General features: G+C 35.8%; 23 protein-coding genes. 6 read left to right on the top strand and 17 right to left on the bottom strand.

Annotation, left to right across the window (positions count from 1 at the left end):
- Positions 1-8 precede the first annotated feature (8 nt).
- From hutU to ACO05K_RS15510, 3 genes are all read left to right on the top strand, one after another.
- Positions 9-1,679: a urocanate hydratase gene (gene hutU, locus ACO05K_RS15520; RefSeq protein WP_421945339.1), complete on the top strand. Its 1,671-nt coding sequence runs from the start codon at positions 9-11 to the stop codon at positions 1,677-1,679.
- A 5-nt stretch (positions 1,680-1,684) separates the two neighbouring features.
- Positions 1,685-2,122 (top strand): hypothetical protein, encoded by a 438-nt coding sequence (locus ACO05K_RS15515; protein WP_421945338.1) that lies wholly within the window; start codon positions 1,685-1,687, stop codon positions 2,120-2,122.
- 107 nt (positions 2,123-2,229) lie between these two features.
- Positions 2,230-2,694, top strand: coding sequence for a TlpA family protein disulfide reductase (locus ACO05K_RS15510; protein ID WP_421945337.1), 465 nt, complete (start codon positions 2,230-2,232; stop codon positions 2,692-2,694).
- A gap of 640 nt (positions 2,695-3,334) precedes the next feature.
- Here ACO05K_RS15510 and ACO05K_RS15505 read toward each other — a convergent pair.
- From ACO05K_RS15505 to ACO05K_RS15485, 5 genes are all read right to left on the bottom strand, one after another.
- On the bottom strand, positions 3,335-4,012 hold the full coding sequence (locus ACO05K_RS15505; protein WP_421945336.1) for an OmpA family protein: 678 nt from the start codon (positions 4,010-4,012) through the stop codon (positions 3,335-3,337).
- Positions 4,013-4,185: 173 nt separating this feature from the next.
- Positions 4,186-4,878 (bottom strand): ABC transporter ATP-binding protein, encoded by a 693-nt coding sequence (locus ACO05K_RS15500; protein ID WP_421945335.1) that lies wholly within the window; start codon positions 4,876-4,878, stop codon positions 4,186-4,188.
- Between the two features lie 2 nt (positions 4,879-4,880).
- Positions 4,881-6,353: a DUF5687 family protein gene (locus ACO05K_RS15495; protein WP_421945334.1), complete on the bottom strand. Its 1,473-nt coding sequence runs from the start codon at positions 6,351-6,353 to the stop codon at positions 4,881-4,883.
- Positions 6,354-6,418: 65 nt separating this feature from the next.
- On the bottom strand, positions 6,419-7,699 hold the full coding sequence (locus ACO05K_RS15490) for a replication-associated recombination protein A (protein ID WP_421945333.1): 1,281 nt from the start codon (positions 7,697-7,699) through the stop codon (positions 6,419-6,421).
- Between the two features lie 102 nt (positions 7,700-7,801).
- Entirely contained in the window at positions 7,802-9,109 is a 1,308-nt protein-coding gene (locus ACO05K_RS15485; protein WP_421945332.1) for an MFS transporter, read from the bottom strand.
- Between the two features lie 158 nt (positions 9,110-9,267).
- Between ACO05K_RS15485 and ACO05K_RS15480 the strand changes: the two genes are divergently transcribed.
- Positions 9,268-9,999: a class I SAM-dependent methyltransferase gene (locus tag ACO05K_RS15480; RefSeq protein WP_421945331.1), complete on the top strand. Its 732-nt coding sequence runs from the start codon at positions 9,268-9,270 to the stop codon at positions 9,997-9,999.
- Positions 10,000-10,459: 460 nt separating this feature from the next.
- Here ACO05K_RS15480 and hisS read toward each other — a convergent pair whose 3' ends face one another.
- Complete coding sequence (gene hisS / locus ACO05K_RS15475) at positions 10,460-11,848, bottom strand: histidine--tRNA ligase (protein ID WP_421945330.1); 1,389 nt, start codon at positions 11,846-11,848, stop codon at positions 10,460-10,462.
- A 292-nt stretch (positions 11,849-12,140) separates the two neighbouring features.
- Here hisS and ACO05K_RS15470 point away from each other — a divergent pair, with 292 nt between their 5' ends.
- On the top strand, positions 12,141-13,199 hold the full coding sequence (locus ACO05K_RS15470; protein ID WP_421945329.1) for a nucleoid-associated protein: 1,059 nt from the start codon (positions 12,141-12,143) through the stop codon (positions 13,197-13,199).
- A 152-nt stretch (positions 13,200-13,351) separates the two neighbouring features.
- Here ACO05K_RS15470 and ACO05K_RS15465 read toward each other — a convergent pair whose 3' ends face one another.
- From ACO05K_RS15465 to ACO05K_RS15440, 6 genes are read right to left on the bottom strand one after another with little or no spacing between them, the layout of a single operon-like run.
- A complete protein-coding gene (locus tag ACO05K_RS15465) occupies positions 13,352-14,698 on the bottom strand; it encodes a DUF58 domain-containing protein (protein WP_421945328.1) in 1,347 nt (448 codons plus the stop codon).
- A gap of 24 nt (positions 14,699-14,722) precedes the next feature.
- On the bottom strand, positions 14,723-15,700 hold the full coding sequence (locus ACO05K_RS15460) for an AAA family ATPase (protein WP_421945327.1): 978 nt from the start codon (positions 15,698-15,700) through the stop codon (positions 14,723-14,725).
- Positions 15,700-16,875: a DUF4350 domain-containing protein gene (locus tag ACO05K_RS15455; RefSeq protein WP_421945326.1), complete on the bottom strand. Its 1,176-nt coding sequence runs from the start codon at positions 16,873-16,875 to the stop codon at positions 15,700-15,702. Before ACO05K_RS15455 ends, ACO05K_RS15460 begins: the two co-directional genes overlap by 1 nt.
- Positions 16,872-17,642 carry a DUF4129 domain-containing protein gene (locus ACO05K_RS15450; protein ID WP_421945325.1) on the bottom strand — a complete coding sequence of 257 codons (771 nt, stop codon included), beginning with the start codon at positions 17,640-17,642 and terminating at the stop codon, positions 16,872-16,874. The genes ACO05K_RS15455 and ACO05K_RS15450 overlap by 4 nt, the downstream gene beginning before the upstream one ends.
- Positions 17,602-18,486, bottom strand: a complete 885-nt coding sequence (locus ACO05K_RS15445; protein ID WP_421945324.1) for a hypothetical protein — start codon at positions 18,484-18,486, stop codon at positions 17,602-17,604. Before ACO05K_RS15445 ends, ACO05K_RS15450 begins: the two co-directional genes overlap by 41 nt.
- A 1-nt stretch (position 18,487) precedes the next feature.
- Positions 18,488-19,438 carry a stage II sporulation protein M gene (locus ACO05K_RS15440; protein ID WP_421945323.1) on the bottom strand — a complete coding sequence of 317 codons (951 nt, stop codon included), beginning with the start codon at positions 19,436-19,438 and terminating at the stop codon, positions 18,488-18,490.
- 141 nt (positions 19,439-19,579) lie between these two features.
- On the opposite strand from ACO05K_RS15440, the gene ACO05K_RS15435 reads away from it, so the two are divergent.
- Positions 19,580-20,323 (top strand): RDD family protein, encoded by a 744-nt coding sequence (locus ACO05K_RS15435; protein WP_421945322.1) that lies wholly within the window; start codon positions 19,580-19,582, stop codon positions 20,321-20,323.
- On the opposite strand, the gene ACO05K_RS15430 is transcribed toward ACO05K_RS15435, so the two are convergent.
- From ACO05K_RS15430 to ACO05K_RS15410, 5 genes are all read right to left on the bottom strand, one after another.
- The gene (locus ACO05K_RS15430; protein WP_421945321.1) at positions 20,320-20,652 is read right to left on the bottom strand and encodes a DUF2752 domain-containing protein; all 333 of its coding nucleotides are present in this window, start codon (positions 20,650-20,652) and stop codon (positions 20,320-20,322) included. The genes ACO05K_RS15435 and ACO05K_RS15430 overlap by 4 nt on opposite strands.
- Positions 20,652-21,149: a DUF5684 domain-containing protein gene (locus ACO05K_RS15425; RefSeq protein ID WP_421945320.1), complete on the bottom strand. Its 498-nt coding sequence runs from the start codon at positions 21,147-21,149 to the stop codon at positions 20,652-20,654. The genes ACO05K_RS15430 and ACO05K_RS15425 overlap by 1 nt, the downstream gene beginning before the upstream one ends.
- An 85-nt stretch (positions 21,150-21,234) precedes the next feature.
- Positions 21,235-21,960 carry an SGNH/GDSL hydrolase family protein gene (locus tag ACO05K_RS15420; protein ID WP_421945319.1) on the bottom strand — a complete coding sequence of 242 codons (726 nt, stop codon included), beginning with the start codon at positions 21,958-21,960 and terminating at the stop codon, positions 21,235-21,237.
- 584 nt (positions 21,961-22,544) lie between these two features.
- Positions 22,545-23,273 (bottom strand): lipoyl(octanoyl) transferase LipB, encoded by a 729-nt coding sequence (gene lipB, locus ACO05K_RS15415; RefSeq protein ID WP_421945318.1) that lies wholly within the window; start codon positions 23,271-23,273, stop codon positions 22,545-22,547.
- Positions 23,274-23,288: 15 nt separating this feature from the next.
- Entirely contained in the window at positions 23,289-23,939 is a 651-nt protein-coding gene (locus ACO05K_RS15410; RefSeq protein WP_421945317.1) for a 4'-phosphopantetheinyl transferase family protein, read from the bottom strand.
- Positions 23,940-23,983: the final 44 nt, after the last annotated feature.

The raw sequence follows: 23,983 nt of genomic DNA, 5'->3' as shown, positions 1-23,983 counted from the left end.
TAGTAGTTATGACGACAAAGCTAACCAATGGTTTAAACTTAAGCCAAAGACAAACACCAACAGGTTCTGAGCTAACCTGCAAAGGATGGATACAAGAAGCTGCCTTACGTATGCTTTTAAATAATCTCGACCCAGATGTAGCCGAACGTCCTGAAGATTTAATTGTTTATGGTGGAAGAGGGAAGGCGGCCAGAAATAAAGAATCGTTAAGTCTTATTGTTGCGGCACTTAAAGATTTGGAAAACGATGAAACACTTTTAGTTCAATCTGGAAAGCCAGTGGCAGTTTTACCAACACATCCAGATGCACCGAGAGTACTAATTTCTAACTCACAGCTAGTGCCAAAATGGGCAACTCAAAAACATTTCGATGAATTGGAAGATAAAGGATTAATGATGTACGGGCAAATGACAGCAGGTTCGTGGATTTACATTGGTTCACAAGGAATTGTTCAAGGTACTTATGAAACTTATGCGGCCTTAGCTAAAAAACATTTCAACGCTAGTTTAAAAGGCAAATTAAATGTTACGGCAGGTTTAGGCGGAATGGGCGGTGCACAACCTTTAGCCATTACAATGAACGAAGGCGTTTGTCTTGCCGCTGAAGTTGAAGAATGGCGCATTAGAAAACGTTTAGAAACAAGATATATTGATGAAATTATTTTTGATATTGATGAAGCAATAGATAAAGCACTTCAATACCAACGAGAAGAAAAGGCAATTTCTATTGGCGTGGTTTGTAATGCAGTTGAACTTTTGCAAAGATTAATTGATAGAAACATTACACCGGATACTTTAACCGACCAAACTTCTGCTCACGATCCGTTAATTGGTTATTTCCCGGAAGCTTTAACTGTTGATGAAGCAGCAACTTTACGTAAGAATAATCCAGATGAGTATGTGAAAAAATCTTATGTTACCATGGCGAAGCATGTTCAGCAAATGCTCGAATTACAAAAACGTGGAGCCATTACATTCGATTATGGAAACAACTTACGTGGTAGGGCTTTAGAGGTTGGTATTGAAAACGCTTTTGATTTTCCAGGTTTTGTTCCTGCATATATTCGCCCTTTATTTTGCGAGGGTAAAGGACCTTTCCGTTGGGCGGCATTAAGTGGCGACCCTCAGGATATTTACGAAACAGACAGATTAATATTAGAGCTTTTTCCTGAAAACGAGAGTTTACACCGTTGGATAAAAATGGCTCAGGAGCGAATTGCATTTCAAGGTTTACCAGCTCGCATTTGCTGGCTCGGACAAGGAGAGCGTGAAAAAGCAGGCATAGCATTTAATAAACTTGTAGCCGAAGGTAAAGTTAAAGCCCCGATTGTTATTGGTAGAGACCATTTAGATACCGGTTCGGTTGCATCACCCAATCGAGAAACAGAAGCAATGCTCGATGGTTCTGATGCCGTTGCAGATTGGCCGATTTTAAATGCCCTAATTAATACCGCAGGTAGCGCAAGTTGGGTTTCTCTGCATCATGGTGGTGGTGTTGGTATTGGTTATTCTATACACGCCGGAATGGTAATTGTAGCCGATGGAACTCCGGAAGCCGAAATAAGATTGAAAAGAGTGTTGCATAATGATCCTGCAATGGGTGTTATACGCCATGCCGATGCAGGTTATGATATTGCAAAAGACACTGCAAGGAAATTTAGATTAGGATTAAAGGATTAGATAATATGTCGATATTTGAATGGTTATTTGAAATGAATAGTCCCGGGCCAACGGGTGATTTTGAAAGCGGTCACCACAGGTTAAACTGGCCTCGAATTTGGATTGTTATTGCTGGCTTATCTTCGCTTCTTTTCGTGGGATTTGTCATTTACATTGGTCCTTTTAACCGCTTTCTCCACTTTGACGCAATTAATGCAGTGCTCCTTACAGGCTTAATAATTGGTTATTTATTGGTTTCGTATTACATTTATCCAAAACCTAATCTAGATAATTTGGGGTTTTTAGGTTTTATAGATAATCCGTTTCGTTATACAGATGATATTAACCGATATTTATTATGGAGCCAAATAATTTTATTTCCGGGTAAAATTTTAGCCATACCAATTGTAAATCTTTGGTTTATTTTTATTGCTTTAAAAAATGAGAAAAATACTATAGATTGAAACTTATGGTATTCATAAAGAAAAACATATTTAATGCCTTTTTTATTGCTATCCTTTTAGTGATAATTTTTGTGCCCGATGCGAAAGCTTTTTTAATAAAAGGCTTGATGGAAATTGGGTTATATTCACCGAAAGTTGAAAAAACAGAAGTGGTTGAAATGGATCTTTCTGGGATTAGATTCACGAATTTAAAAGGAGAAACAACCGATTTGAATGATTTAAAAGGAAAAGTTATTTTCTTAAACTTTTGGGCCACCTGGTGTCCTCCTTGTCGAGCTGAAATGCCATCGATTAATAAATTGTACAGCCAATTTAAAAATGATAAAAACGTAGTTTTTTTATTTGTAGATGCCGATAGCGATTTGCCAAAATCGATAAAATTTATGACCGATAGAAAATACGAAATGCCGATTTATAAATCGGCAAGCGAAGTGCCACAGCAAATATTTTCGGGTTCTTTACCAACCACTGTAATTTTCGATAAGCAAGGACGCTTATCTTTTAAGCATGAAGGAATTGCTAATTACGCAGATAAAAAGTTTATTGAGTTTATAAATCAATTAAAGAAATAGCACAATAGTTTTTTGAAAAGCAACGGCTGGTTGTTATGGCGGCTTTCAGTCCCGCTATCACCTATAGCCTTCGCTTCCCGAAAAATCGGGACAAGCTGTACCTCGCTTCGGTCTATTTGGTTCTATCGGGTTTAGGTACAATGGTTTGTGCAAGGAACACCCACCGACGACGAACAAAATTTAGTTAAATAGCCCCGACATTCGCGGAAATACTTTTGGCTAAACTTACGAAGTCTTTACTTAGCATTTTGCAAGACTTCGTAAGTTTAAGAGCCAAAAGATTGTAGCATTGGCGGGACAGAACCTAAGCCAAGAACCACAATTTTTGCGCTTCAAATTAAATGTGAGGTTAAAATCATAACGATATCGTCATTTCGAGCACAGCCGAGAAATCTTCGTGGTTAATTTAAAAGATTTCTCCACTACGGTCGAAATGACGGTTCGGCTTTCGTCATCTCGATTGAAGTGCAGCGAAACAGAGATCTTTGTAAATAGTTTAAAGATTTAGCTTCGCTGAGCAATTTGTGGTTCTCCACTACGGTCTATATGACGGATGCCTGATTTTTATAAACAAAAAAATCCCGCTGCATTGCAACGGGATTGGATATATAATGACCTCATAGGTAGAGGGAATTTTAAATTATCCTTGTTTTTGAGCAGTTGATTTTAATGCATCATTTGCAACAATTACAATTTCTACACGACGATTAGCCGCACGACCTGCATCTGTTTCGTTATCTGCAATTGGCTCTGCAAAACCTTTACCAATAGTTACTAATCTTGATGATGGAACACCTTGAGAAACTGCATAAGCTTTTACAGCCGCTGCTCTTCTTTCTGATAAACCTTGGTTATAAACTTCAGTACCACGGCTATCTGTGTGTCCAATTACTTTAATATCTGTATCTGGATATTGATTTAACGAAGCCGCTAAACTTTGTACGTTTGTTTTTGCCGCATCTTTTAAAGCAGTTTTATCAAAATCGAATAAAATACCACTATCGAATTTTACGATAATTCCTTCTCCTTCACGAATAACTTCTGCGTTAGGAATTGCTTTTTGAATTTCTGCAGCTTGTCTATCCATTCTACGACCGATAAATGCACCAGCTGTACCACCAATAGCACCACCAATTAATGCACCAACAGCAGTATTACCAGCTTTCTTACCAATTAAGGCACCAACTACACCACCTGCTGCAGCACCAATACCTGCACCTTTTTGCGTTTTAGTTAAACTATCGCAACTTTGCAATGCCATTGAACCCACTGCTAACCCTATACTTAATGTCGCTATTCTTACTTTTGAAATATTCATAATAATGTTGATTTATAATTCTGAATTGCATTATTCAAACACAATGCCAAAAAATAACTAAAGCTGGTTTTATTGCATTTTATAAGATTAAGAGCTATAAAGAATAATTTTGAGTGCAAAAAAAGGAGTGAGCCATTATAGCTCACTCCTTTTTGTATCATTATTAGTACAAATTAAGCTGAGAAATAGCTCTCCAGTTCTTTAAGCGTATTTTCATCTGTTTTAAAATCTTTAATTACAGTACCTTTTTCAACTAAAATGATTCGGCTGCATACATCTGTAACGTGGTTTAAATCGTGACTAGAAATAAAAGTAGTCATGCTTCCACTTTGAAGCTTTAGCAAATTTTTAAGTCTGATTTGTGTAGTTGGGTCAAGATTTGCGAATGGTTCATCAAGAATTAATATCTCTGGTTTTTGCATTAATGCAGCGGCAATACCAACTTTAACCTGGTTTCCTTTACTAAAATCGCGGATATATTTCCCACTATTTAAAATTTCGCCATTAAAAAATTCCCCGTATTGGGTAAGATATGCAGAAACATCAGCAACGCTTAAGTTATGCAAACTACCAATAAACACGAAATATTCTTCAGGTGTAAGATAATCAATAAGAAAGCCTTCATCTAAAAACGACGCTGTGTAGTTTTTCCAGTTATCGTTTTGCATCACATTTTCACCTTTTGATAATACTTCGCCGCTTGTTGGGCGAATTAAATCTAAAAGCATGCGAAAAAAAGTTGTTTTACCAGCACCATTGTTTCCTACTAAACCTACGGTTTCTCCGGCTTCGATGTGTAAATCCTGAATGTTTACAACGGTTTTATCGCCATAAACTTTTTGTAAATTCTTAACTTCTAGTATCATAATTATTCTCTAAAGCCTTCGGCTATTTTATAACGTTGTAATTCAAATCTTTTTGCAATGTAGTTTACCCAAAAACCACGCATTAGTAACATGGCAAGTCCGAAAACGGAAACAGCAATCAAACCCCAATATGGCTTATCTAACATCCCGAAAGGCACATAAATTAAAATTGGTGTTAATGCGTATGGGAACATTAAAAGCCATTGTGTAGCACCTGTTCCCTGATAATTAAAGCTTGCGGCCTTTGTAATATCTAAGCGTTTGTAGTTTAAAGTTGCTAGATACAAAACAACCACCGTTCCGAAACCTATGTTGTACAAATAGGCTGCTACGTGTAGCAATAATAACTTCGGACTTAAAAAGCCATAAAAACTTGCTAGCAATGTAATAACCGTGCAACCAATTGTAAAAAGCAAAAATTTGGCTCTGATAAAATCTTTAAAATTGATTTTATTAGCCAACAAACCATCAAAATGGGCGCTTTGCCAAGCAAACATAAACTGTCCGTAAATAATGATTGAAATACCTGTCATAAAAATTGCGCCGAACATCATTTGTCCGAAAGCATCTCTATCAATTGCTTTTTCTTTGTAGAATATAAATCCGTAGAAAAGAAAAAAGAAACCCATAATAACCGATGAACGTGGTCTTTTATGACGTAGAATTAATTTTAACTCCAATGCCGCAAGTTCGCCAACTTTGCCAAATCTATTTAAGAAGGCGTAGTCGGTGCTTCCTTTTTTCTCTTGTTTACTACTTAGTTCTTCGGTGTATAAGTTTTTACGTAAAAAATCAGAATTGATGTAGAAAATTGCAACAGCAGCAAGTGTAAAGGCAAAGCCGATGAAAGGTTTAGAGGCAACAGCTTTAAAAACATAATCGGATGCAGCCATTACAGAGATAACTTTGTAATATTCTAAAGCTGCAAAAGCTGCAAAAATAACTAAGCCAACAAGTGTATAAAGCACGTTGCTTATCGATTTTCGTTTAATATAAAGTGCCAGATAGTTGTTAAAAACCGTTATAGAAAATATACTTACAACATACATTAGAGCCGTAAAGAAGCTATAAGTTGTACCGATTTTTAAAAATATAAATGGTAAGAAAATAAAAATCGGCCACAAGTTAAACGCAGAAAATAATGCTTTCAGGTTTAAAAAACTGATGATTTTACTTCTGGAAATTCTTAAATGCAAATAAGGAATAATACTTAAGGTTGGTAATTCCTGCAATTGCAAACGCATAATAAAATCGAAAGCAAAATAATACAGAATTAAGCCATTAAAACTTTTGATAACATCCTGGTTTGGAAAAACTTTTGGTAGTAAAAACTGCATCCCGAAACCAGCACCAAGCGCCAGTACCAGAAAATAAAGCATAAAAAAGCCCAAAACAATTTGGCCTGCGATACTGCTGCCTCGGTTCCGCGAACGCCAGAATGATTTCCATTGATGGCTTAAAAAAGTATTCAGCATATAGTTTAGATATTAGTTTGCTATAGGTTTATTTATTAGTGCACAATAACTGCAAAATGTTACAGCTAATAATTGTATTTATCTTTCCAGTTTTGTCGTAGCTTTTCTCTAAGTTTTTCTTCTGCCGGATTTTTACCCGGATCGTAAAGTTTTGTTCCGCTTAATTCATCAGGGAAATACTCCTGTGGTTCGAAATTTCCATCGTAACTGTGAGAATATTTATAATCTTTACCATAACCAATATTTTTCATCAGTTTGGTTGGCGCATTACGTATGTGCAGCGGAACGGGAAGATTTCCTGTTTGCTTAACCAAAGCCTGAGCATGGTTAATGGCCATGTAAGATGCATTGCTTTTTACAGAACTTGCGAGATAAGTTACGCATTGCGATAAAATAATTCTGGCTTCTGGATAGCCGATTACATTTACTGCGGTAAAACAATTGTTAGCCAGCAATAAAGCATTTGGATTCGCATTGCCAATATCTTCAGAAGATAATATGAGCAATCTTCTGGCGATAAATAACGGGTCTTCTCCACCTTCTATCATTCTTGCTAACCAATAAACTGCTGCATTTGGGTCGCTTCCGCGGATTGATTTGATAAATGCCGAAATAATATCGTAGTGCTGTTCGCCTGCCTTATCGTATAAAGCTAAATTCTGCTGCGCATGGGCAAGCACATTTTCATTCGTTAAGGTAAGTTTATCACCGCCAATGCCATTAATGGCAATTTCTAAAACATTTAGAAGCTTCCTTGCATCTCCACCCGATAATCGAATTAAGGCCTCATGTTCTTTAATCGTTATTTTTTTCTGAGCAAGTATGGTATCCTTTTTAATGGCAGTTTGTAATAAGCCAACCAACTCATCTTCTGTTAATGATTTTAGAATGTAAACCTGGCACCTGGAAAGCAAAGCGGATATAACCTCGAAAGACGGATTCTCAGTTGTTGCACCAATTAATGTAACCAAACCACGTTCAACTGCACCTAGTAAACTATCTTGCTGAGACTTACTGAAACGATGAATCTCATCAATAAACAAAATGGGTAAACCTAAAAAGCTATCTTTTAATTGGGCAGCTCTATCAATAACTTCTCTAATATCTTTAACGCCACTATTAATTGCGCTAAGGTTAAAAAAGGGGCGGTCTAAAGCTTGTGAAATAATATAAGCAAGTGTAGTTTTGCCAACACCTGGAGGTCCCCAGAAAATCATCGAAGGAAGCTGATTACTTTCTATCGCTTTGCGCAAAACTGCATTTTCACCTACTAAATGTTGCTGCCCAACATATTCATTTAGGTTTTGCGGGCGCATACGTTCAGCTAAAGGTGGCAGATTTTGCATAATCGTAAATATATGAAAATGATTTTTGCCTATAGATTTTTTGCTATAAATTTTAGCTAAAAATTGTAACAATCCTAAAATTTCAATTCTCTTTGAATGATTTTAGTCTTCAATTTTAGAATGATGTTTGGTGTCTTTCATTGTAGTATAAAGTATCAATGAAATTAAAATGCAACCGGTTACATACCAATAAAAATAACTTTCGTTACCAATGTTTTTAAACCAAAGTGCAAAATATTCGGCAGTTCCACCAAATATTGCAACCGTTAAAGCATAAGGTAAACCAACTCCGAGTGCTCTAATTTCTGCCGGGAATAATTCTGCTTTAACCACAGCATTTATACTTGTATAACCACTAACAATAATCAAAGCTGCAATCATCAGTAAAAAAATAACGGTTGTATTGGTTTCGTTTGAAATTCCGGTTAAAATAGGGTAAGTACACAATGCGCCCAAAACTCCAAAACCGATTAACAATGGTTTTCGCCCGATTTTATCAGATAATAAACCAAACAAAGGTTGAAGAATTGCGAAAACTAACAATGAAGCAAAGGATAATGTTGTTGAAGTTTCTTTGCTAAGGTGAACCGTATTCACCAAGAACTTTTGCATGTACGTACTAAATGTATAAAAAGCAATTGTACCACCTAACGTTAAACCAACAACTGTTAATACCTCTTTTGGATATTTCATCAAAACTGCAATTCCGCCTTTTTTATCTTCTGCAGTCTTACTTTTAAAGGCTGATGTTTCTGCAATATGTCGTCTTAAATATAACGCAATGAAGGAAAGAATTGCACCAATAAAAAATGGAATACGCCAACCCCAATCCTGCAATTCTTCCGCACTAAGCAACCAATTTTGTAAAATTAACTGAATTCCTAAAGCCAATAACTGTCCGCCAATTAAAGTAACATATTGAAAACTTGAGTAAAAGCCACGATGCTTTTTTGCAGCCATTTCACTTAAATAAGTTGCAGAAGTGCCATATTCGCCGCCTGTGCTTAAACCTTGAATCAGCCTTGCAAAAACCAATAATAGTGGCGCTGCAATTCCGATTTGTTTATAACCGGGCGTTAATCCAATAATTAATGAGCCGATGGCCATAATTAAAACCGAAATTGCCATCGATTTTTTTCTGCCATGTTTATCGGCAATGCTTCCAAATAACCAACCACCAATTGGGCGCATTAAAAAGCCGACGGCAAAAATTCCAGCGGTATTTAAAAGTTGCGCAGTCGAGTTACTATTCGGGAAAAATGCAGGCGAAAAATATAATGCAAAGGCCGAATAAGTGTACCAATCGTACCATTCAACTAAATTGCCAACCGAGCCGCCAAAAATAGATTTAAGCCTGTACTTTACTTCATCAATTTCTCCAGGTTCAAAATTATTGGCGATTTTATTCATGGTAATTTTAGTATTGATTTTCTAGCAGATATTTAAACACAAATTGAAAATTGATTGTTTAATATGCGATTAATGGTAAGATAGCTGTAGAATAATATATTTGCAAACAACTTGTTTAACATCAACTATTCTGTTACTCAAAATTCAATCATTTTAATATGAAAGATAACTTCTCAACACAGGCCGCAGAATATGCAATCTATCGTCCAACTTACCCAAAAGAATTGTACGATTTTATATTCTCGCTAGTTAAAAACAGAAACGCAGCGTGGGATTGTGCAACCGGAAACGGACAGGTCGCTAGAGAATTAGCGCTGCATTTCGATAATGTTTACGCAACTGACATCAGTAAAAAACAGATAGAACAAGCGTTAAAACTGCCAAACATTGTTTATCAGGTAGAATCTTCCGATAAAGTAAATGCGGCAGATGATAGTTTTGATTTAATTACAGTTGCGCAAGCCATACATTGGTTTAATTTCGACGCTTTCTATAGCGAAGTAAAACGAACGCTTAAACCTGAAGGCATTTTTGCAGTAATTGGCTACGGAATTATGAGTATCGATAAAAAAGTAGATAAGGCTGTGCATAAACTTTACGAAGATTTTTTGGGCAAATACTGGGACCCTGAAAGACGATACATCGAAGAAAATTATAAAACAATCCCTTTTCCTTTCGAAGAAATTACAGCGCCACACATATTCATAAAAACCCGCTGGAATTTTAATCAACTAATCGGCTATTTGAATACTTGGTCTGCCTTGCAGCATTACAAAACGGCTAATGAAAGAAATCCAATTGAATACATGTTTACCGAGCTTAAAGAAGCTTGGGGAAGCGATGCAGAAAAAGAAATTAGGTTTCCGGTATTGTTAAGGATTGGAAGATAGATGCTTAGTTAGCACAATGTTTTAGCTATCATCATTGCGAGGAACGAAGCAATCTCAGCCTGTTTAAGGGCCGCCTTAAGCTATGGTTTGTGTCCTCACATGCCATCAAAATTATTTGAAAAGGTTATTTCAGTAATTCTTCGGTTATTTCAGCCCCGCTTTACGTTACAAGTCCGCACTCGTTCCTCGCTTGCGGGCTTTTCACTTCAATCGGGTTTAAGAACGAAGGATTATGCTAAAACTGTTAAAAGTCTAACATGAAACAGGCATCCAAAATAATCTCATTTCTCTAATGGTTTGTGTCTTCACAAACCATCAAGCAAATGTCTTTTAAATTATTTTCTTCTCTACACAATGTATTTATAAAGCTGCTAATATTCATTGCCGTTGGTTTCAACCAACGGTAAAAGAGATTGGAGTTCATCCATTGTCTGTGTCTTCACAAACCATTTACTAATCTCTATTTTTGTTTCAATAAATCCATAATGGCAAGTGCAGTCAGTTTTTTCTGCTCACCACTTTGCATATCTTTTAAAGTAAGCTCGCCACTTGCAATTTCATCGCCCCCAATTAATACCACATAAGGTATTTTCTTTGCATCAGCGTACGACATTTGTTTTTTAAGCTTCGCTGATGTTGGATAAAGTTCCGCAGCAATGCCCGAAGTTCTGAATTGTTGAAGAATTGGTAATGCAAATCGTTCTGCTTCTTCGTCAAAATTGCTGATTAAAACCTTGGTGCCAACTTCTGCCGAAGCAGGGAAAAGATTCAGTTCTTCTAAAACATCGTAAATTCTATCAGCTCCAAAAGAAACACCAACACCGGTTAAATCTTTCAAGCCGAACATTCCGGTTAAATCATCGTAACGACCGCCACCACCAATGCTGCCCATAGCAACTTCGTTGGTTTTTACTTCAAAAATACAACCTGTGTAATAGTTTAAGCCACGGGCAAGCGTAATATCAAGCTCTAATCTCGCTGTTAGCGGTAAAATATAATTAATTAAATTTTCTACATATTCAAAAACCTGCTCAATTTCTTCAATACCTTTTAACCCGGTTTCAGATTCTGCTAAAACAGTTTTTAAACTGGCCAGTTTTTCTTCGTTCGTACCTTCAAGCAATATCACCGGACGAAGTTTTTCCAAATCATTTTCAGTAAAACCACGTTCCAATAATTCTTTGCTTACGCCATCCAAGCCAATTTTATCTAGCTTGTCAATGGCAACCGTCATGTCGATAATTAAATCTGGTTTACCAATAATTTCGGCAATACCCGATAAAATTTTACGGTTGTTAATTTTAATATTGAAATCCTTTAAGCCCAATTTGCTTAATGCTTCATCATAAATTAGGATAAATTCTGCTTCATTTAACAAGCTTTTTGAGCCAACAACATCCACATCGCACTGGTAAAATTCGCGGTAACGTCCTTTTTGTGGTTTATCAGCACGCCATACTGGCTGAACCTGAAAACGTTTAAAGGGAAGTGTAATATCGTTTTGGTGCATTACAACGTAACGTGCAAAAGGAACGGTTAAATCGTAACGAAGGGCTTTTTCTGATAGTTTTGAAGTTGCGAGTTGTGAGTTACGTGTTGCCAGTAATTGCTCGTCAATCTTGCTCAAATAATCGCCGCTATTTAAAATTTTAAAAATCAATTTATCGCCTTCATCGCCATATTTTCCGGTTAAGGTAGATAGGTTTTCCATGCTTGGTGTTTGAATTTCTGCATAACCATATTTTCTGAAAACCGTTTTAATGGTATCGTAAATAAAGTTGCGCTTCACCATTTCAACAGGAGAAAAATCGCGTGTACCTTTTGCTAATGAGGGTTTAATAACTGACATAGCCGCAAAAGTACAAAATGGAATTGAAACGGCCGTCATTGCTAGGCACGAAGCAATCTACCGCATTAAGATTGCTTCGTGCCTAGCAATGACGGAAAATGTGCGTTAAACCAGCTTTCATACTTAAACCCGGTAGAAGTGGATACCGGCCTGTGGTTAAGGCCTGCAGGCGTATGAACGTATAACGGGACTATCGGTTGCGAAGAATTCCTGCCAGAACATTTTCAAATCTTTATAAAAGTTTAAAATATCACAGCCTTTCTTTCTATTAGATTTCCTTACTTTTGCCGCCATGATTTCATTTTTCGAAGCTTCGCTAAAGCAACTTTCTATACACCACACCGGCAATAAATTACTGGAAGAATATTACAAACTATCGGATGCGCCTTTAAAAATTGAGGACGAAATTTTGAGTAATTTGTTAATGCAGTATTTTTTAAAGCCGTTTGAAAAGGTTAATGAAGTTTTTCATTTGTATCATCCGAGCGATAATTTGCAGCTGAATGAGGTTTTTCATTTTGCGAATGAGATTTTCGAAAATAATTCACTGTTTCACGAAAACTCGGAGCAATTGGCTAAACATTTATACGATGTGGCAAACCATCCGAAAATTAAATCGGGCGAATTGTATGTGGCGCATTTCGAAAAGGTGCAAATTGAAGGTGAGCAATTGGATGTTGTCGGCATTTTTAAATCAGAAAATAAAGATACTTACTTGAAAGTTTATCCGGAGCAGGATGGTTTTAATGTAAGTTACGAGCAGGAAGCGATTAATATTAACAAGCTGGATAAAGGTTGTTTAATTTTTAATGTGGAGAAAGAAGCTGGTTTTAAAGTTGTGGTTTTAGACCAGGCAAAGAGCAGCAATGATAGTGCTGTTTACTGGAAGGATGAATTTTTAAAGTTGAAAATCAGAAACGATAGTTATAACCAAACCAACAATGTGCTTGGCGTTTATAAGAATTTTGTAACCCAAAAATTGGATGATGATTACGAAATAAGCAAAGCTGATAAAATTGATTTGTTAAACCGTTCGATGAAATATTTTAAGGAGAAAGAAACTTTTGATATTGAAGAATTTGGTAACGAGGTTATTGGTAATGCCGAGGGAATTGAATCTTTTAAAAACTACAAGAAAAATTACGAAGAGGAATATGAAAGTCCGATTGCGGACAGTTTTGAAATTGCAGATGCTGCGGTTAAAAAACAGGCTCGGGTTTATAAAAGTGTTCTAAAACTAGATAAGAATTTTCACATCTATATCCATGGCAATAAAGAAATGATTGAGAAAGGGTATGATGATGAAAAATCTATGAACTACTATAAAGTTTATTTCAGGGAAGAAGAGTAGTTGTTTGGTTAGTTGATTGGTTTTTTTGAGATTGAGATGATTACCTCTTTCAGCGCCTCGGTCTGTGTCTCCACAGACCGAAATATTAGAGTGAATTAATTGGGATGGTTTGTGGAGACACAAACCATTAGATCTAGAAAAAGATTGAGGGTTTAAATTTTCTGCTGCGCTTTTAACGCTAAATACTGGTTAATTACATTAATGGTTAACTTTTGCGGCGGAGTTAAAATGGAGAGAATCCCGTATTTATTTAGCTCTTTAACCATTAATTTCTTCTCGTAAATAAATTTCTCTGCAATGGTTTTGTGGTAAATGCCTTCAACATCTTTTGCAGGCTCGGTACTTAAGTTTTTTAATTCTGTATTTTCAAAAAATACAACTAGAAGTAAATGGTATTTTGATATTCTCTTAAGATAGGGAAGTTGCCTATTTAATGCAGATAAACTTTCGAAATTTGTAAAGAAAACCACCAGACTACGTTGTTTAATAACCGAACGGATTGTAGTATAAAGTGCTTCCATGTTACTTTCCAAATAACGTGTTTTCTCTTTGTAAAGCACCTGCATAATATGGCTAAGCTGCGTCGATTTTCGCTCGGCAGGCACAATGCTACCAATCTTTTCTGAAAGGGTAATAATACCAGCTTTATCTTGTTTAAGCATGGCTACTTTTGTTAACGCGACGGTGGCATTAATGGCGTAATCGAGCAAGCTTAAACCCTCAAATGGCATACGCATAACCCGAGATTTATCGATTACGCAGTAAATATTCTGCGAACGTTCATCAGTATAAGTGTTAACCATTAAACTGCTTTTTCTGGCAGTTGCTTTCCAATTTATGGTTCTGATATCGTCGCCGCCAACGTAATTTTTAATCTGATCGAACTCTGTACTTTGTCCGATTTTTCGGATTTTTTTAACACCAAATTCAGTTAAATGATGAGAAATTGCCATTAACTCATACTGACCGAGATTTATAAACGACGGATAAACTGGAAGCAGTTTTGAGCCATCAAAATTAAATCGTCGGCTAACGAAACCAAGAACTGAACTTGCATAAACCCTTATAAACCCGAAATCATATTCACCGCGTTTTGTTGGCCTTAAATTGTAGTGAATAGATTTAATATCGCCAGCATTTAAACTCAAGCGAAAATCCTTATCACGCAGTTGAAACTGAAATGGAACTTCATCAATTACCCGAAGATTTACAGCAAAACCATATTTATTTTTAAGCTCAATTTGAATTGGATTTTCATCGCCATTACTTAACCTTTTTGAAGTTATTCGCTGGGCTTCAATTCCTTTTTTAATTCGATATAGAATTGCAACATCAATAAATAAAAGAATAAAAACCACGCCCATAATTATTTCAGGGATTTCGCCAAGCCAGCTGAAAAAAAACTTTAATATAAACAACATCACGCATCCTGCCAAAGCAGCAAAAAGCCTGTTGCTTAAAAATAAGTTTTTGTAATACTGCTGAAATAAATTTTTCAATTGGTGTAAATTTAGCGCTTAAAATTACCTTGGTACTTCTATTCTTTTAATAATTTGATGCACAACATCTGTGGTTGTAATGCCTTCCATTTCTTTTTCTGGCGATAAAATAATTCGATGTGCCAAAACAGGAACGGCAACCGTAATAATATCATCAGGCGTTACAAAATCACGATTTTGAATGGCAGCCAAAGCTTTAGCGCTGTGTATAATAGCCAAAGATGCCCGTGGCGAAGCGCCCAAATATAACGATGGATTATTTCGTGTTTCGTTTACAATTTTTGCAATAAACTCGATAAGTTTAGGCTCAACATATAAACTGCGAATAATTTCTCTAGCCTTTTTAATCTGCTCCACCGATAAAACTGGTTTTACATCATCAAGTAAGGTTTTATTTACTAGTGTATGTTGCTTTAACAAAATTTCAGTTTCTTCTTCCAGTGATGGATATTTAACTTCAATTTTAAATAAAAATCTGTCTAATTGTGCTTCTGGTAGTCGATAAGTACCTTCCTGCTCAATTGGGTTTTGCGTTGCCAAAACCATAAACGGCTCTTCCATTAGGTAGGTTGTGCCATCTATTGTAACCTGCCTTTCTTCCATTATTTCGAAAAGCGCAGATTGTGTTTTTGCTGGCGCACGGTTTATTTCATCAACCAAAATAATATTTCCAAAAATCGGACCTCTTCTAAATTCAAAATCACCAGTTTTGGTATTGAAAATTGGAGTTCCTAAAACATCTGAAGGCATCAAATCTGGTGTAAATTGTACCCTTGAAAATTGGGCGGCAATTGATTTAGCCAGTAATTTAGCACTTAACGTTTTTGCTACACCTGGAACGCCTTCAATCAAAATATGTCCATCAGAAAGCAAGCCAACAATTAAGAAATCGATAACCTGTTTTTGCCCGATGACGATATTACTCAGTACCGTTCGGATTTGATTTACAGCCTCAGTTAATGCGGTTAAATCTGTGCGTTGGTTAAATTGTTCCTCTTCCATTAGGTTTTAGTGTTTTTGTAAAAATCTTCTATAATATGGTTTAAGCCAATCAACTCGGCATCGCTGTAGCTATTTAATGTCGGGATTTGCATTATGTATCTCGTAAGCGATTTTGCCATGGTATCATTAATACCCGTTTTCTGCATCAATGTAGTAGCAAAAGAGCCGTCAATTTCATTTGTTTTTAAATAATATCTGCTGCGTAAATGTTCAAGCAAATAGCTTATTTTCTTTTGTGCAATATCTAAGTTATTGTGTTCATGGTAATAAACGCTGCCTACAACTTGTGCATAAGCCACTGAAGTATTAGTATATGGATCGGCAATTGGAATAATTCTCTGCCTTCTTTTAATATCGTAAAAAACAAAAAGTAACAGGCTAAAAATGCAGAGGTAATAAGCATATTTTAACTCAGGGTGTTTGAAGAATACACGTAAAATATCTGTTTCGCCAGTATCTACAATACTATAATACGTATCATAAATTAATGTGTTTGTTCCATTTAAGTAACTCAAAGTTTTAGCTGCATATTCAGGGCCATACTTATCAAGCATGTTAAAATTGCTGTAAAAACCTGGTCCGGCAATTAAAAATAAAGCGCCTTTACCATAATCGTAGCGAATAAAGTTAGGTTTCTCTTTTGCATCAATACCTAAAATTGTGGTTTTTGAAGTATCAATACTTCGGTAATATTGATTGCCAATTCCTTTTTCAAAACCATAATTTACAACAGTTTTTAATGCTGGGTTTGTAAAGTTTATCGAACTTCCATCTTGATTAAAATTATAAGCCGATTTTAACTTTAATTCCTTTTCTGCATAATTGCCCAAACTGTAACTTGCAATGAATATTTTATTACCAGCGCTTGCAAATTTTTTAAGCTGTTCAAAATCTTGTTTGGTGATTTTTACCTGCGGTGCTACAATTAAATAGCTTGCGTTTTTGTAGTTTTTGCCTTTTAAGGTGTTGTAAATTGGCGTAGCCGATGCTTGCTTTTTCACCTTTGGCAAAACATCCTGAATTCTATTATACAAAATAAATGTTCCGTAAGGTATTTTACTTTCTTTTTTATAAGAAGGCGACCAATCCGTAGGCGTTGGTTTATTAAATTGTGCCACCAAATAAACCAGTATCAATATCAGCCCGATGGCGAAATATATTTTATAACCTTTCATTTAATTGCAGCATTAAAGTGATTAAACGATTGGTTAATTGGCTCAAATTTGTTTTCATCAACCGGAAAATCGCCATACCAGATGTAATCAAACTGGTGTGTAAGTTTTCCAAATTCCGATTTTAATTCAGGCTTACTTATTTCAGTAAAATAATTATAGTTTGTTTTTTCCGGCTTCCAGTCAATTAAATCAGCATCGCTGAGTTTTTTTAAAGTTTTTAAATACAAAAGCCGAACCGCAAGGCGATATTTTCCTTGACCTATTAATTTCTGAAGTTCTTTTTCGTAATCAATTTCGTGGATGTTCTCATTCACAACATCATAAGAAAGAATGGTTTCTTTAGATTTTTTGCTAAAAATGTTTTCAGAACCTACAACTTTGATAATGATGTAAACAAGAATTGCAATGCCTAAAAAGATGAAAAAATATTTTGAGCCGGGAGTAGAGCCAGCTGTGTTAATCAGCCTTGCAATCATATCCCAAAACCACATCCAAAATCTATCCCATAAAGATAAATCTCGGGTAAGGGCTTCATCGTATTGAAATTCCTTCTGCTCAGAGTAGGTTTCAATTGCTCTCTTATCAAAAGATAATGGCGAAACTTTACTGCTATCGATTTTAAGGGTTGCAGTTGGTTTAGGCTTTGTAGTTTGGGCATAGCTATTCGCTGATGCAAAAAGCAATAGAAAACAAATTAAAAACCTAAAAACCAATTTCAACATGCGCTTAATATTCTTCCGGACGAGTATCTGTTGGTTTTTCGGCATTTCCAAAAGTTGAAATGCGTTCCATTAAGCCTGCACTTTCTTTTTGCTCTACTAAGCTGAAATAAGATAGGGCAATAGTAATCACTGGAATAACTGTACAAACCTGGCAAAGGTATTGTAGAACTGTGCCAAGCATAGTGAAAGTTAAAGACATCTGCGGTTTATTGCCAGAAAATAATCCAAGCATACTAAACAATGTTGTTGGTAAAACCACAAACGACATACAGGCGTAAACAATTATCCAGATAATAAATAAAGTGCCAAACGTTATCCAGAAATTATCTTTAATTAATTTAAAACTTCTGCCAAAGGCATAACCTAAAGTGCCATTTTCGATAACAATAATTGGAAATACTAAGGAAATAATTGGCATAAGCCAGAAACCTGGAAGCAAGCAAAACACAAAGCCAATTAAGAGTAATAACCCTAAAAGAAGTGAACTACCAAAAACCCTAAAAAAGTAAAATTTAAAATAACCCCAAACTTCATCGGTAGTTGGCGTTTGGTTTCCCTTTTGCACATAAACTGCAATGTAAGAAAGTGTGGCAACAGTGGTACTTGCATAACCTGCCAGTGAAAATAAAATTGCCAAAAAATATTCTAACCCATATAAGCCTGCTCCAAATCCTGAGCGGCCAGGCTTGAAGGTGCCTAGATTATTAATGATATTAACGGTCTTATATTGCTGCAAAAGCATGGCCAACATTCCTGCTAAACAAAAAAGACCGCAAAAAATAAAATAGGTTTTAACTAGAGGTTTAAAATTCTGGCGGATAAAAGTAAACGTATCATTAATTATCTGACCGAAATCGCGTATTTTTTTAAATTCTATTTTAAGGAGCATATTAATTTAATTGTAAGGTGTGATAAATTTTTCTTGGGTAGATAAAAACATACCATATTATAAATGCAGCAGAGCTAATTAAAATAAAGCTACTAAGTACCCAGTGCATTTCGGTATGTCGGGTTACAAAACTCTCGAAAAAAGCTGCAACAATAAATATTGGCACAAGTCCGAGCACTATTTTTAAACCATCTTTTGCGCCCTTTAAAACAGAAGCCATTCTGGTATAGGTTTTCGGGAATAGAAAGCTGTTTCCTAAAACAAGTCCGGCTGCGCCGGCTAAAACAATTGCCGATATTTCTAACGTACCATGAATCCAGATAACCAGAACAGATTGAATGCCCAAACCTTTGCTAAAGAAAAAATATTGAAATGAGCCAAGCATTACGCCATTTCTGAAAAGCGAAACAATGCTTCCGAAAGAAAAAATTATCCCTAAAACAAAGGTGTATAGCGAAACATAAACATTATTTGCCCCGATTTGAATAAACATCATTACGGGATTTTGCTGTTTGTAAACGCCAAATGGGTCGCCTTTGGAAATGTTATCATTCGTCATGTTTACGTAACCATCGCCCAAAATTAGCCTAATAAAAGTATCATCATATTTGGCAGAAATAGCACCAATTGCACAAGAAATAATAAAAAATGCAAAAGAATATATTATCTGTTTTTTATGCTGAAAAAAAAGTAAAGGGAGTTCTGTTTTCCAGAAAATGATAAATCGATTTGATTTTTCTTTCTTGTTTTTATAAACCGAGCCATGAAGTTTTGAGGCTAAGCCATTTAAATAAGCGGTAGTTTTTGAATTCGGGTAGAAAGTTTTCGCGTAAGCTAAATCATTCGTTATTTCTGTAAACCGATCGGCAAGTTCATCAGGACTTGCAAACTGCAAATCATTAAACCGTTGCCACTTTTCGGTGTTTTGTTTAACAAATAAAGCTTCTCTCATTAATATTACTCAAATCTGTGGTTAAAATAGTTTAAATTTTCTTGCTTACAAAAATTATGAAGCAAATGCTTAATCATTTTACTTTAAAAATTTACGTTAGCAAGGCTACCATCTATGCATAAAAAAAATTATGTTTGAAATATGGAAACCATTACAATTAGCACTGCTCAAAATGTTGATATTGAATATGAAGTTGCCGGTTTGGGCGAACGCATAGCCGCCAGATTAATTGATCTTGCAGGTTTTGCAATCCTCTACATTGTAGTTTTAATTTTAATGGTTGCGGCACAGTTTAGCACATCAGGAAATTTATCAATCATATTAATAATTCTCTTTGCAGTCATTTTTATTTTCTACGATTTGGTTTGCGAAATGACCATGGATGGGCAAAGTTTTGGAAAAAAAATAATGAAGATAAAAGTCATCAGCCTTGATGGCGGACAACCAACTTTTGGGCAATATTTAATGCGTTGGATATTCAGGATTGTAGATTTTGGGGTTATGTTTGGTTGGGGTGTTGTTGCATTAGTTGCCGTTGCTGTTACCGAAAAACATCAGCGTATTGGCGATAAATTAGCCAAAACAACATTAATAAAAACCGTACCGAGAACAAAAATTGATAATGTTGCTTTCAGCTTTTCGTTACCTGAAGATTATGAGCCAACCTTTAAAGAGGTTTTGCACTTAAACGATAGAGATGCAGAACTTATTTACGAAGTTTTAACAGGCTATTACACTACAGGGAATCCGGATTTGATTTATGCTATGGCGGCCAAAACAAAAACCCATATTGCTGTAAATATTCCTGCCGGGATGAATGAACTCCAGTTTTTGGAAACCGTTATGAAAGATTATAAGCATGTTACCGCAAATATGAATGTTTAACGGATAAACATTTTGTACAGATAGTTAAACAAAATAAAATTGCCAACTATAATGACCATAGTTTTTAAAACAACTGTGCTTTTGTAAACCGGGAACTTATACATTATAAAAGCTGTAATAAACACTAAAATCAGCGGAATTGTTGGAGGATAAAATTGCCAGCTTTGCTGAACATCACCCTTTAGTAGTGCAATAAAGGAACGCTGGAAACCACAACCGGGGCAATCTATATGCGCTAATGCTTTAAACGGACAAGGAATTAAATGATTTTGCAGCCAATCAAATAAATTGATTGCGCTGCAAAATATATAGAAGGTATATGCTAACATTAGACTACCGGTGGAGGTGTATCGTTAGGGTTATTTTGATTACCAAATGGATTGTTAAAATTGTTATTTGGGTTATTGAACGGATTATTTCCGAAACCATTATTTTGTGCTTCGGCAGCAGATGGACCTAAATATTTAGCATCTCCGAAACCTAAAATTGGCCAGAAAATATAAGGGAAGATTACTAAACCAACTGTAAAACCTTCTGATTTTCCGAAACTTTTGCTTACAAGATTGTATAACCAAACAAGAAATACAATGTTAACGCAGGGAATAAGTAACCATAAAATCCAAATCATTGGTTTACCAACAATTTCAATTAGGATAATAATGTTATAAATTGGAATTATTGCTGCCCAACCTGGTTTTCCGGCTTTCTCAAAAACCTTCCACATCCCAATAATTAACAATACAATAATTGCCAGGTAAATAATAATGCCTACAGCGCCAATACCCGCAGCTACTCCGCTGCCTTCATAAGATTCGTACTCATTCATAATTTTTCTAGTTTTAGATTAATAATTTAAATAGTTAAACTAATCTAAAATTTTAAAATTAAAAATGAAAGAAGCTGATATTAAATTATTTAAGTACGCTATAGATTTTTGGCTCAAGAGAACTTGCCCAATTAGCGTACATTTTACCACTTGGATGTAATCCGTCGTTTGCTATTAAACTGGGGTCGTTTTTAGCAACTCTTGAGTAAGGTGTGATGTTAGTAAAGCTTACACCAGCATCATTTGATATTTTTTCTGCAGCAGCATTAAATTCATCAATTTCTTTGGCAATAGCCTCGGGCGATTTAAATGTGTTTTTTCCGAAAGGTGTTGCGCCCCAATCGGGAATAGAAACTACAAAAACTCTTGCTTTTTTACCACCAGCAAAACCAATAGCAGTTTCAAGCAATTCGCTAAATTCTTTTTTATAAGTATCTAAACTATAGCCGCGATATTGGTTGTTTACGCCAATAAGCAAGGTAACGAAATCGTATTTCTGTGTAACTTTTGCTTGCACAATTGCATTCTGTAACTCATCCGTAGTCCAGCCGGTTTTTGCAATTATTTTTGGTGTTTCAACATTAAACGAGTTTTTAACTAGCAACTCTTTAAGTTGATAAGGGAATGATTCATTTTGTTGAACAGATTCGCCAATAGTGTACGAATCGCCTAAAGCGAGATAAGTGAAAACGCCGGTCGTGTTTTTTTCTACAACAGGATTATTGGTTGGTGCATCTGCCGGCATAGGATTTTGTTTAGTGCAACCCGAAGATAGAAAAGAAAATAAAATGGCGCTCAATAAAATTTTCATATTCCAATTTACGGAAAAGTAGATTAAATGGTTTTGATAGTCTTCCGTCATTTCGGCCATAGTTGAGAACCACGAAGTGCTCAGCCTAGCTAAATCTTTGAAGTTAATTACAAGGATTTCTCGGCTTCGCTCGAAATGACGATATGGTTTAAATTTAATTTGAAGCGCAAAATCTGTGGTTCTTGGTTTAGGTTTTGTCCCGCCAATGCTGCAATCTTTTGGCTCTTAAACTTACGAAGTCTTGCGAAACGCTAAGTAAAGACTTCGTAAGTTTAGCCAAAAGTATTTCCGCGTATGTCGGGGCTATTAAAACTAAAGTTGCTCATCGTTGGAGGGTTTTCCTTGCAGAAACCATACATACCCGTCATTTCGACCGTAGTGGAGAACCACGAAGTGCTCAGCGTAGCTAAATCTTTTAGACTAGGGGGTGGTTATGTTCCTTTACTAAGAATTACGAAAGAAGTTCTCTAAACCCGATTGAGCCAAATAGCCCGGAACGAGGCACGAGTGAGGACTATAGGCGATAGCGGGACTAATGCCCGCTACAAATTACCAAACCGTAAATTTTCAAAAAACTTTTAATATTAAATCAGCTTCATTTTAAAAAGAGCTGCAATGTGGTTTTTTAATTTCTCCTTAACTTCTTCAATATCTGGTTGGTAGCCCAATTCTTGCGCTAAAGAAGTAACCGCTTTATCGTCGATGCCGCAAGGCACAATGTTTTTAAAGTAATCTAAATCTACATTTACATTAAATGCAAAACCATGCATGGTTACCCAACGACTGCAACGAACGCCCATAGCGCAGATTTTACGAGCCTTTTCGTTGTCGGCATCTAACCAAACGCCGGTGTAACCTTCGTAACGTCCAGATTCTATTCCGTAATCTTTCAAAGTTAAAATCACTGCTTCCTCTAAAGTTCGAAGATATAGGTGTATATCGGTGAAGAAATTATCTAAATCTAAAATTGGGTAGCCCACAATTTGACCGGGACCATGGTAAGTGATGTCGCCACCACGATTTATTTTGTAATAAGTTGCTTGTTTATCTTTAAGACCTTGCTCATCGAGCAGTAAATTTTCCGGGTGACCGCTTTTGCCTAATGTATAAACATGCGGATGCTCGTTAAAAATAAGGTAGTTTGGAGTTGGTAAATTTGTGCCATTTACTCGGTTTTCGCTTTTAATGGCTACGGTTTTATTTAACAAATCTTCCTGCTTATCCCAAGCTTGCTGGTAATCTGTAAGTCCCCAATCTATAAATTGCGTTTCAACTAATTTATCCGCCACGATTTTTTCTCCTGTATCTTTCATTCCCTTAATCGGATTTTAGTTTTCTGCAGCCTGTACATAACCAACCATATAACCATCTGCCGTTTTAAAGTAATTTACTGTTAACTCACGCGTTCCGTTTGGAAGTTCAACTAAGGCATTTAAACTGCCTTCGTTTTTTAGTTTGAATGGTTTAATGTGTATATGCGCTTTAAATTCCAGGCCTTTTTTGCCATGCCATTTGTAAATAGCTTCTTTAGCGCACCAACAAACGTAAAGTCCTTCTGTATTGTCGCCAATTTGCTTTTGAGCAAGCTCAACATCGTTTAAAAACTTATGTTTTATGCTTTTTATTTTATGCTTAATTAGTTCGATATCTACTCCAACGGCATAATCTTTACTAATCATTACGGCTGCGTAATCGTAAGAATGGCTTAGAGATATTTTATAATCGAAGTTAACCAGATAAGGTTTTCCGTCTTCATCGAACTTACAATCGATATATTCGGCCGTATTTAGCAATGTACGCAGCAATAACCTTGTGCTTAACCAGTGTAGTAATCTTTTTCCGTTATTAAGCGAAGAAATGATATCTAGCTCGTGCTGTTTTAATTGCAGTCCGGCTAAGAGTTGCGCTTCTGTTTCCTCAATTTTCCAGATTGCCAGAACAGAATGTTCATCGATATTTTTATTATAAACTATTGGCATTTATAAAATTGAAATTTAACATGCAAAATTATCTTAAATAAATG

This window comes from Pedobacter sp. (genome assembly GCF_965227205.1).
Lineage (GTDB): Bacteria > Bacteroidota > Bacteroidia > Sphingobacteriales > Sphingobacteriaceae > Pedobacter.
The sequence above is the reverse complement of the archived record's forward strand: the minus strand, read 5'-3'. Positions and strand labels throughout refer to the sequence as shown.

Excerpts from the sequence above, each read along its gene's own strand:
- hutU (WP_421945339.1), top strand. The coding sequence starts at position 9 with ATGACGACAAAGCTAACCAATGGTTTAAACTTAAGCCAAAGACAAACA.
- ACO05K_RS15515 (WP_421945338.1), top strand. The coding sequence starts at position 1,685 with ATGTCGATATTTGAATGGTTATTTGAAATGAATAGTCCCGGGCCAACG.
- ACO05K_RS15510 (WP_421945337.1), top strand. The coding sequence starts at position 2,230 with ATGGAAATTGGGTTATATTCACCGAAAGTTGAAAAAACAGAAGTGGTT.
- ACO05K_RS15505 (WP_421945336.1), bottom strand. The coding sequence starts at position 4,012 with ATGAATATTTCAAAAGTAAGAATAGCGACATTAAGTATAGGGTTAGCA.
- ACO05K_RS15500 (WP_421945335.1), bottom strand. The coding sequence starts at position 4,878 with ATGATACTAGAAGTTAAGAATTTACAAAAAGTTTATGGCGATAAAACC.
- ACO05K_RS15495 (WP_421945334.1), bottom strand. The coding sequence starts at position 6,353 with ATGCTGAATACTTTTTTAAGCCATCAATGGAAATCATTCTGGCGTTCG.
- ACO05K_RS15490 (WP_421945333.1), bottom strand. The coding sequence starts at position 7,699 with ATGCAAAATCTGCCACCTTTAGCTGAACGTATGCGCCCGCAAAACCTA.
- ACO05K_RS15485 (WP_421945332.1), bottom strand. The coding sequence starts at position 9,109 with ATGAATAAAATCGCCAATAATTTTGAACCTGGAGAAATTGATGAAGTA.
- ACO05K_RS15480 (WP_421945331.1), top strand. The coding sequence starts at position 9,268 with ATGAAAGATAACTTCTCAACACAGGCCGCAGAATATGCAATCTATCGT.
- hisS (WP_421945330.1), bottom strand. The coding sequence starts at position 11,848 with ATGTCAGTTATTAAACCCTCATTAGCAAAAGGTACACGCGATTTTTCT.
- ACO05K_RS15470 (WP_421945329.1), top strand. The coding sequence starts at position 12,141 with ATGATTTCATTTTTCGAAGCTTCGCTAAAGCAACTTTCTATACACCAC.
- ACO05K_RS15460 (WP_421945327.1), bottom strand. The coding sequence starts at position 15,700 with ATGGAAGAGGAACAATTTAACCAACGCACAGATTTAACCGCATTAACT.
- ACO05K_RS15455 (WP_421945326.1), bottom strand. The coding sequence starts at position 16,875 with ATGAAAGGTTATAAAATATATTTCGCCATCGGGCTGATATTGATACTG.
- ACO05K_RS15450 (WP_421945325.1), bottom strand. The coding sequence starts at position 17,642 with ATGCCGAAAAACCAACAGATACTCGTCCGGAAGAATATTAAGCGCATG.
- ACO05K_RS15445 (WP_421945324.1), bottom strand. The coding sequence starts at position 18,486 with ATGCTCCTTAAAATAGAATTTAAAAAAATACGCGATTTCGGTCAGATA.
- ACO05K_RS15440 (WP_421945323.1), bottom strand. The coding sequence starts at position 19,438 with ATGAGAGAAGCTTTATTTGTTAAACAAAACACCGAAAAGTGGCAACGG.
- ACO05K_RS15435 (WP_421945322.1), top strand. The coding sequence starts at position 19,580 with ATGGAAACCATTACAATTAGCACTGCTCAAAATGTTGATATTGAATAT.
- ACO05K_RS15430 (WP_421945321.1), bottom strand. The coding sequence starts at position 20,652 with ATGTTAGCATATACCTTCTATATATTTTGCAGCGCAATCAATTTATTT.
- ACO05K_RS15425 (WP_421945320.1), bottom strand. The coding sequence starts at position 21,149 with ATGAATGAGTACGAATCTTATGAAGGCAGCGGAGTAGCTGCGGGTATT.
- ACO05K_RS15420 (WP_421945319.1), bottom strand. The coding sequence starts at position 21,960 with ATGAAAATTTTATTGAGCGCCATTTTATTTTCTTTTCTATCTTCGGGT.
- lipB (WP_421945318.1), bottom strand. The coding sequence starts at position 23,273 with ATGAAAGATACAGGAGAAAAAATCGTGGCGGATAAATTAGTTGAAACG.
- ACO05K_RS15410 (WP_421945317.1), bottom strand. The coding sequence starts at position 23,939 with ATGCCAATAGTTTATAATAAAAATATCGATGAACATTCTGTTCTGGCA.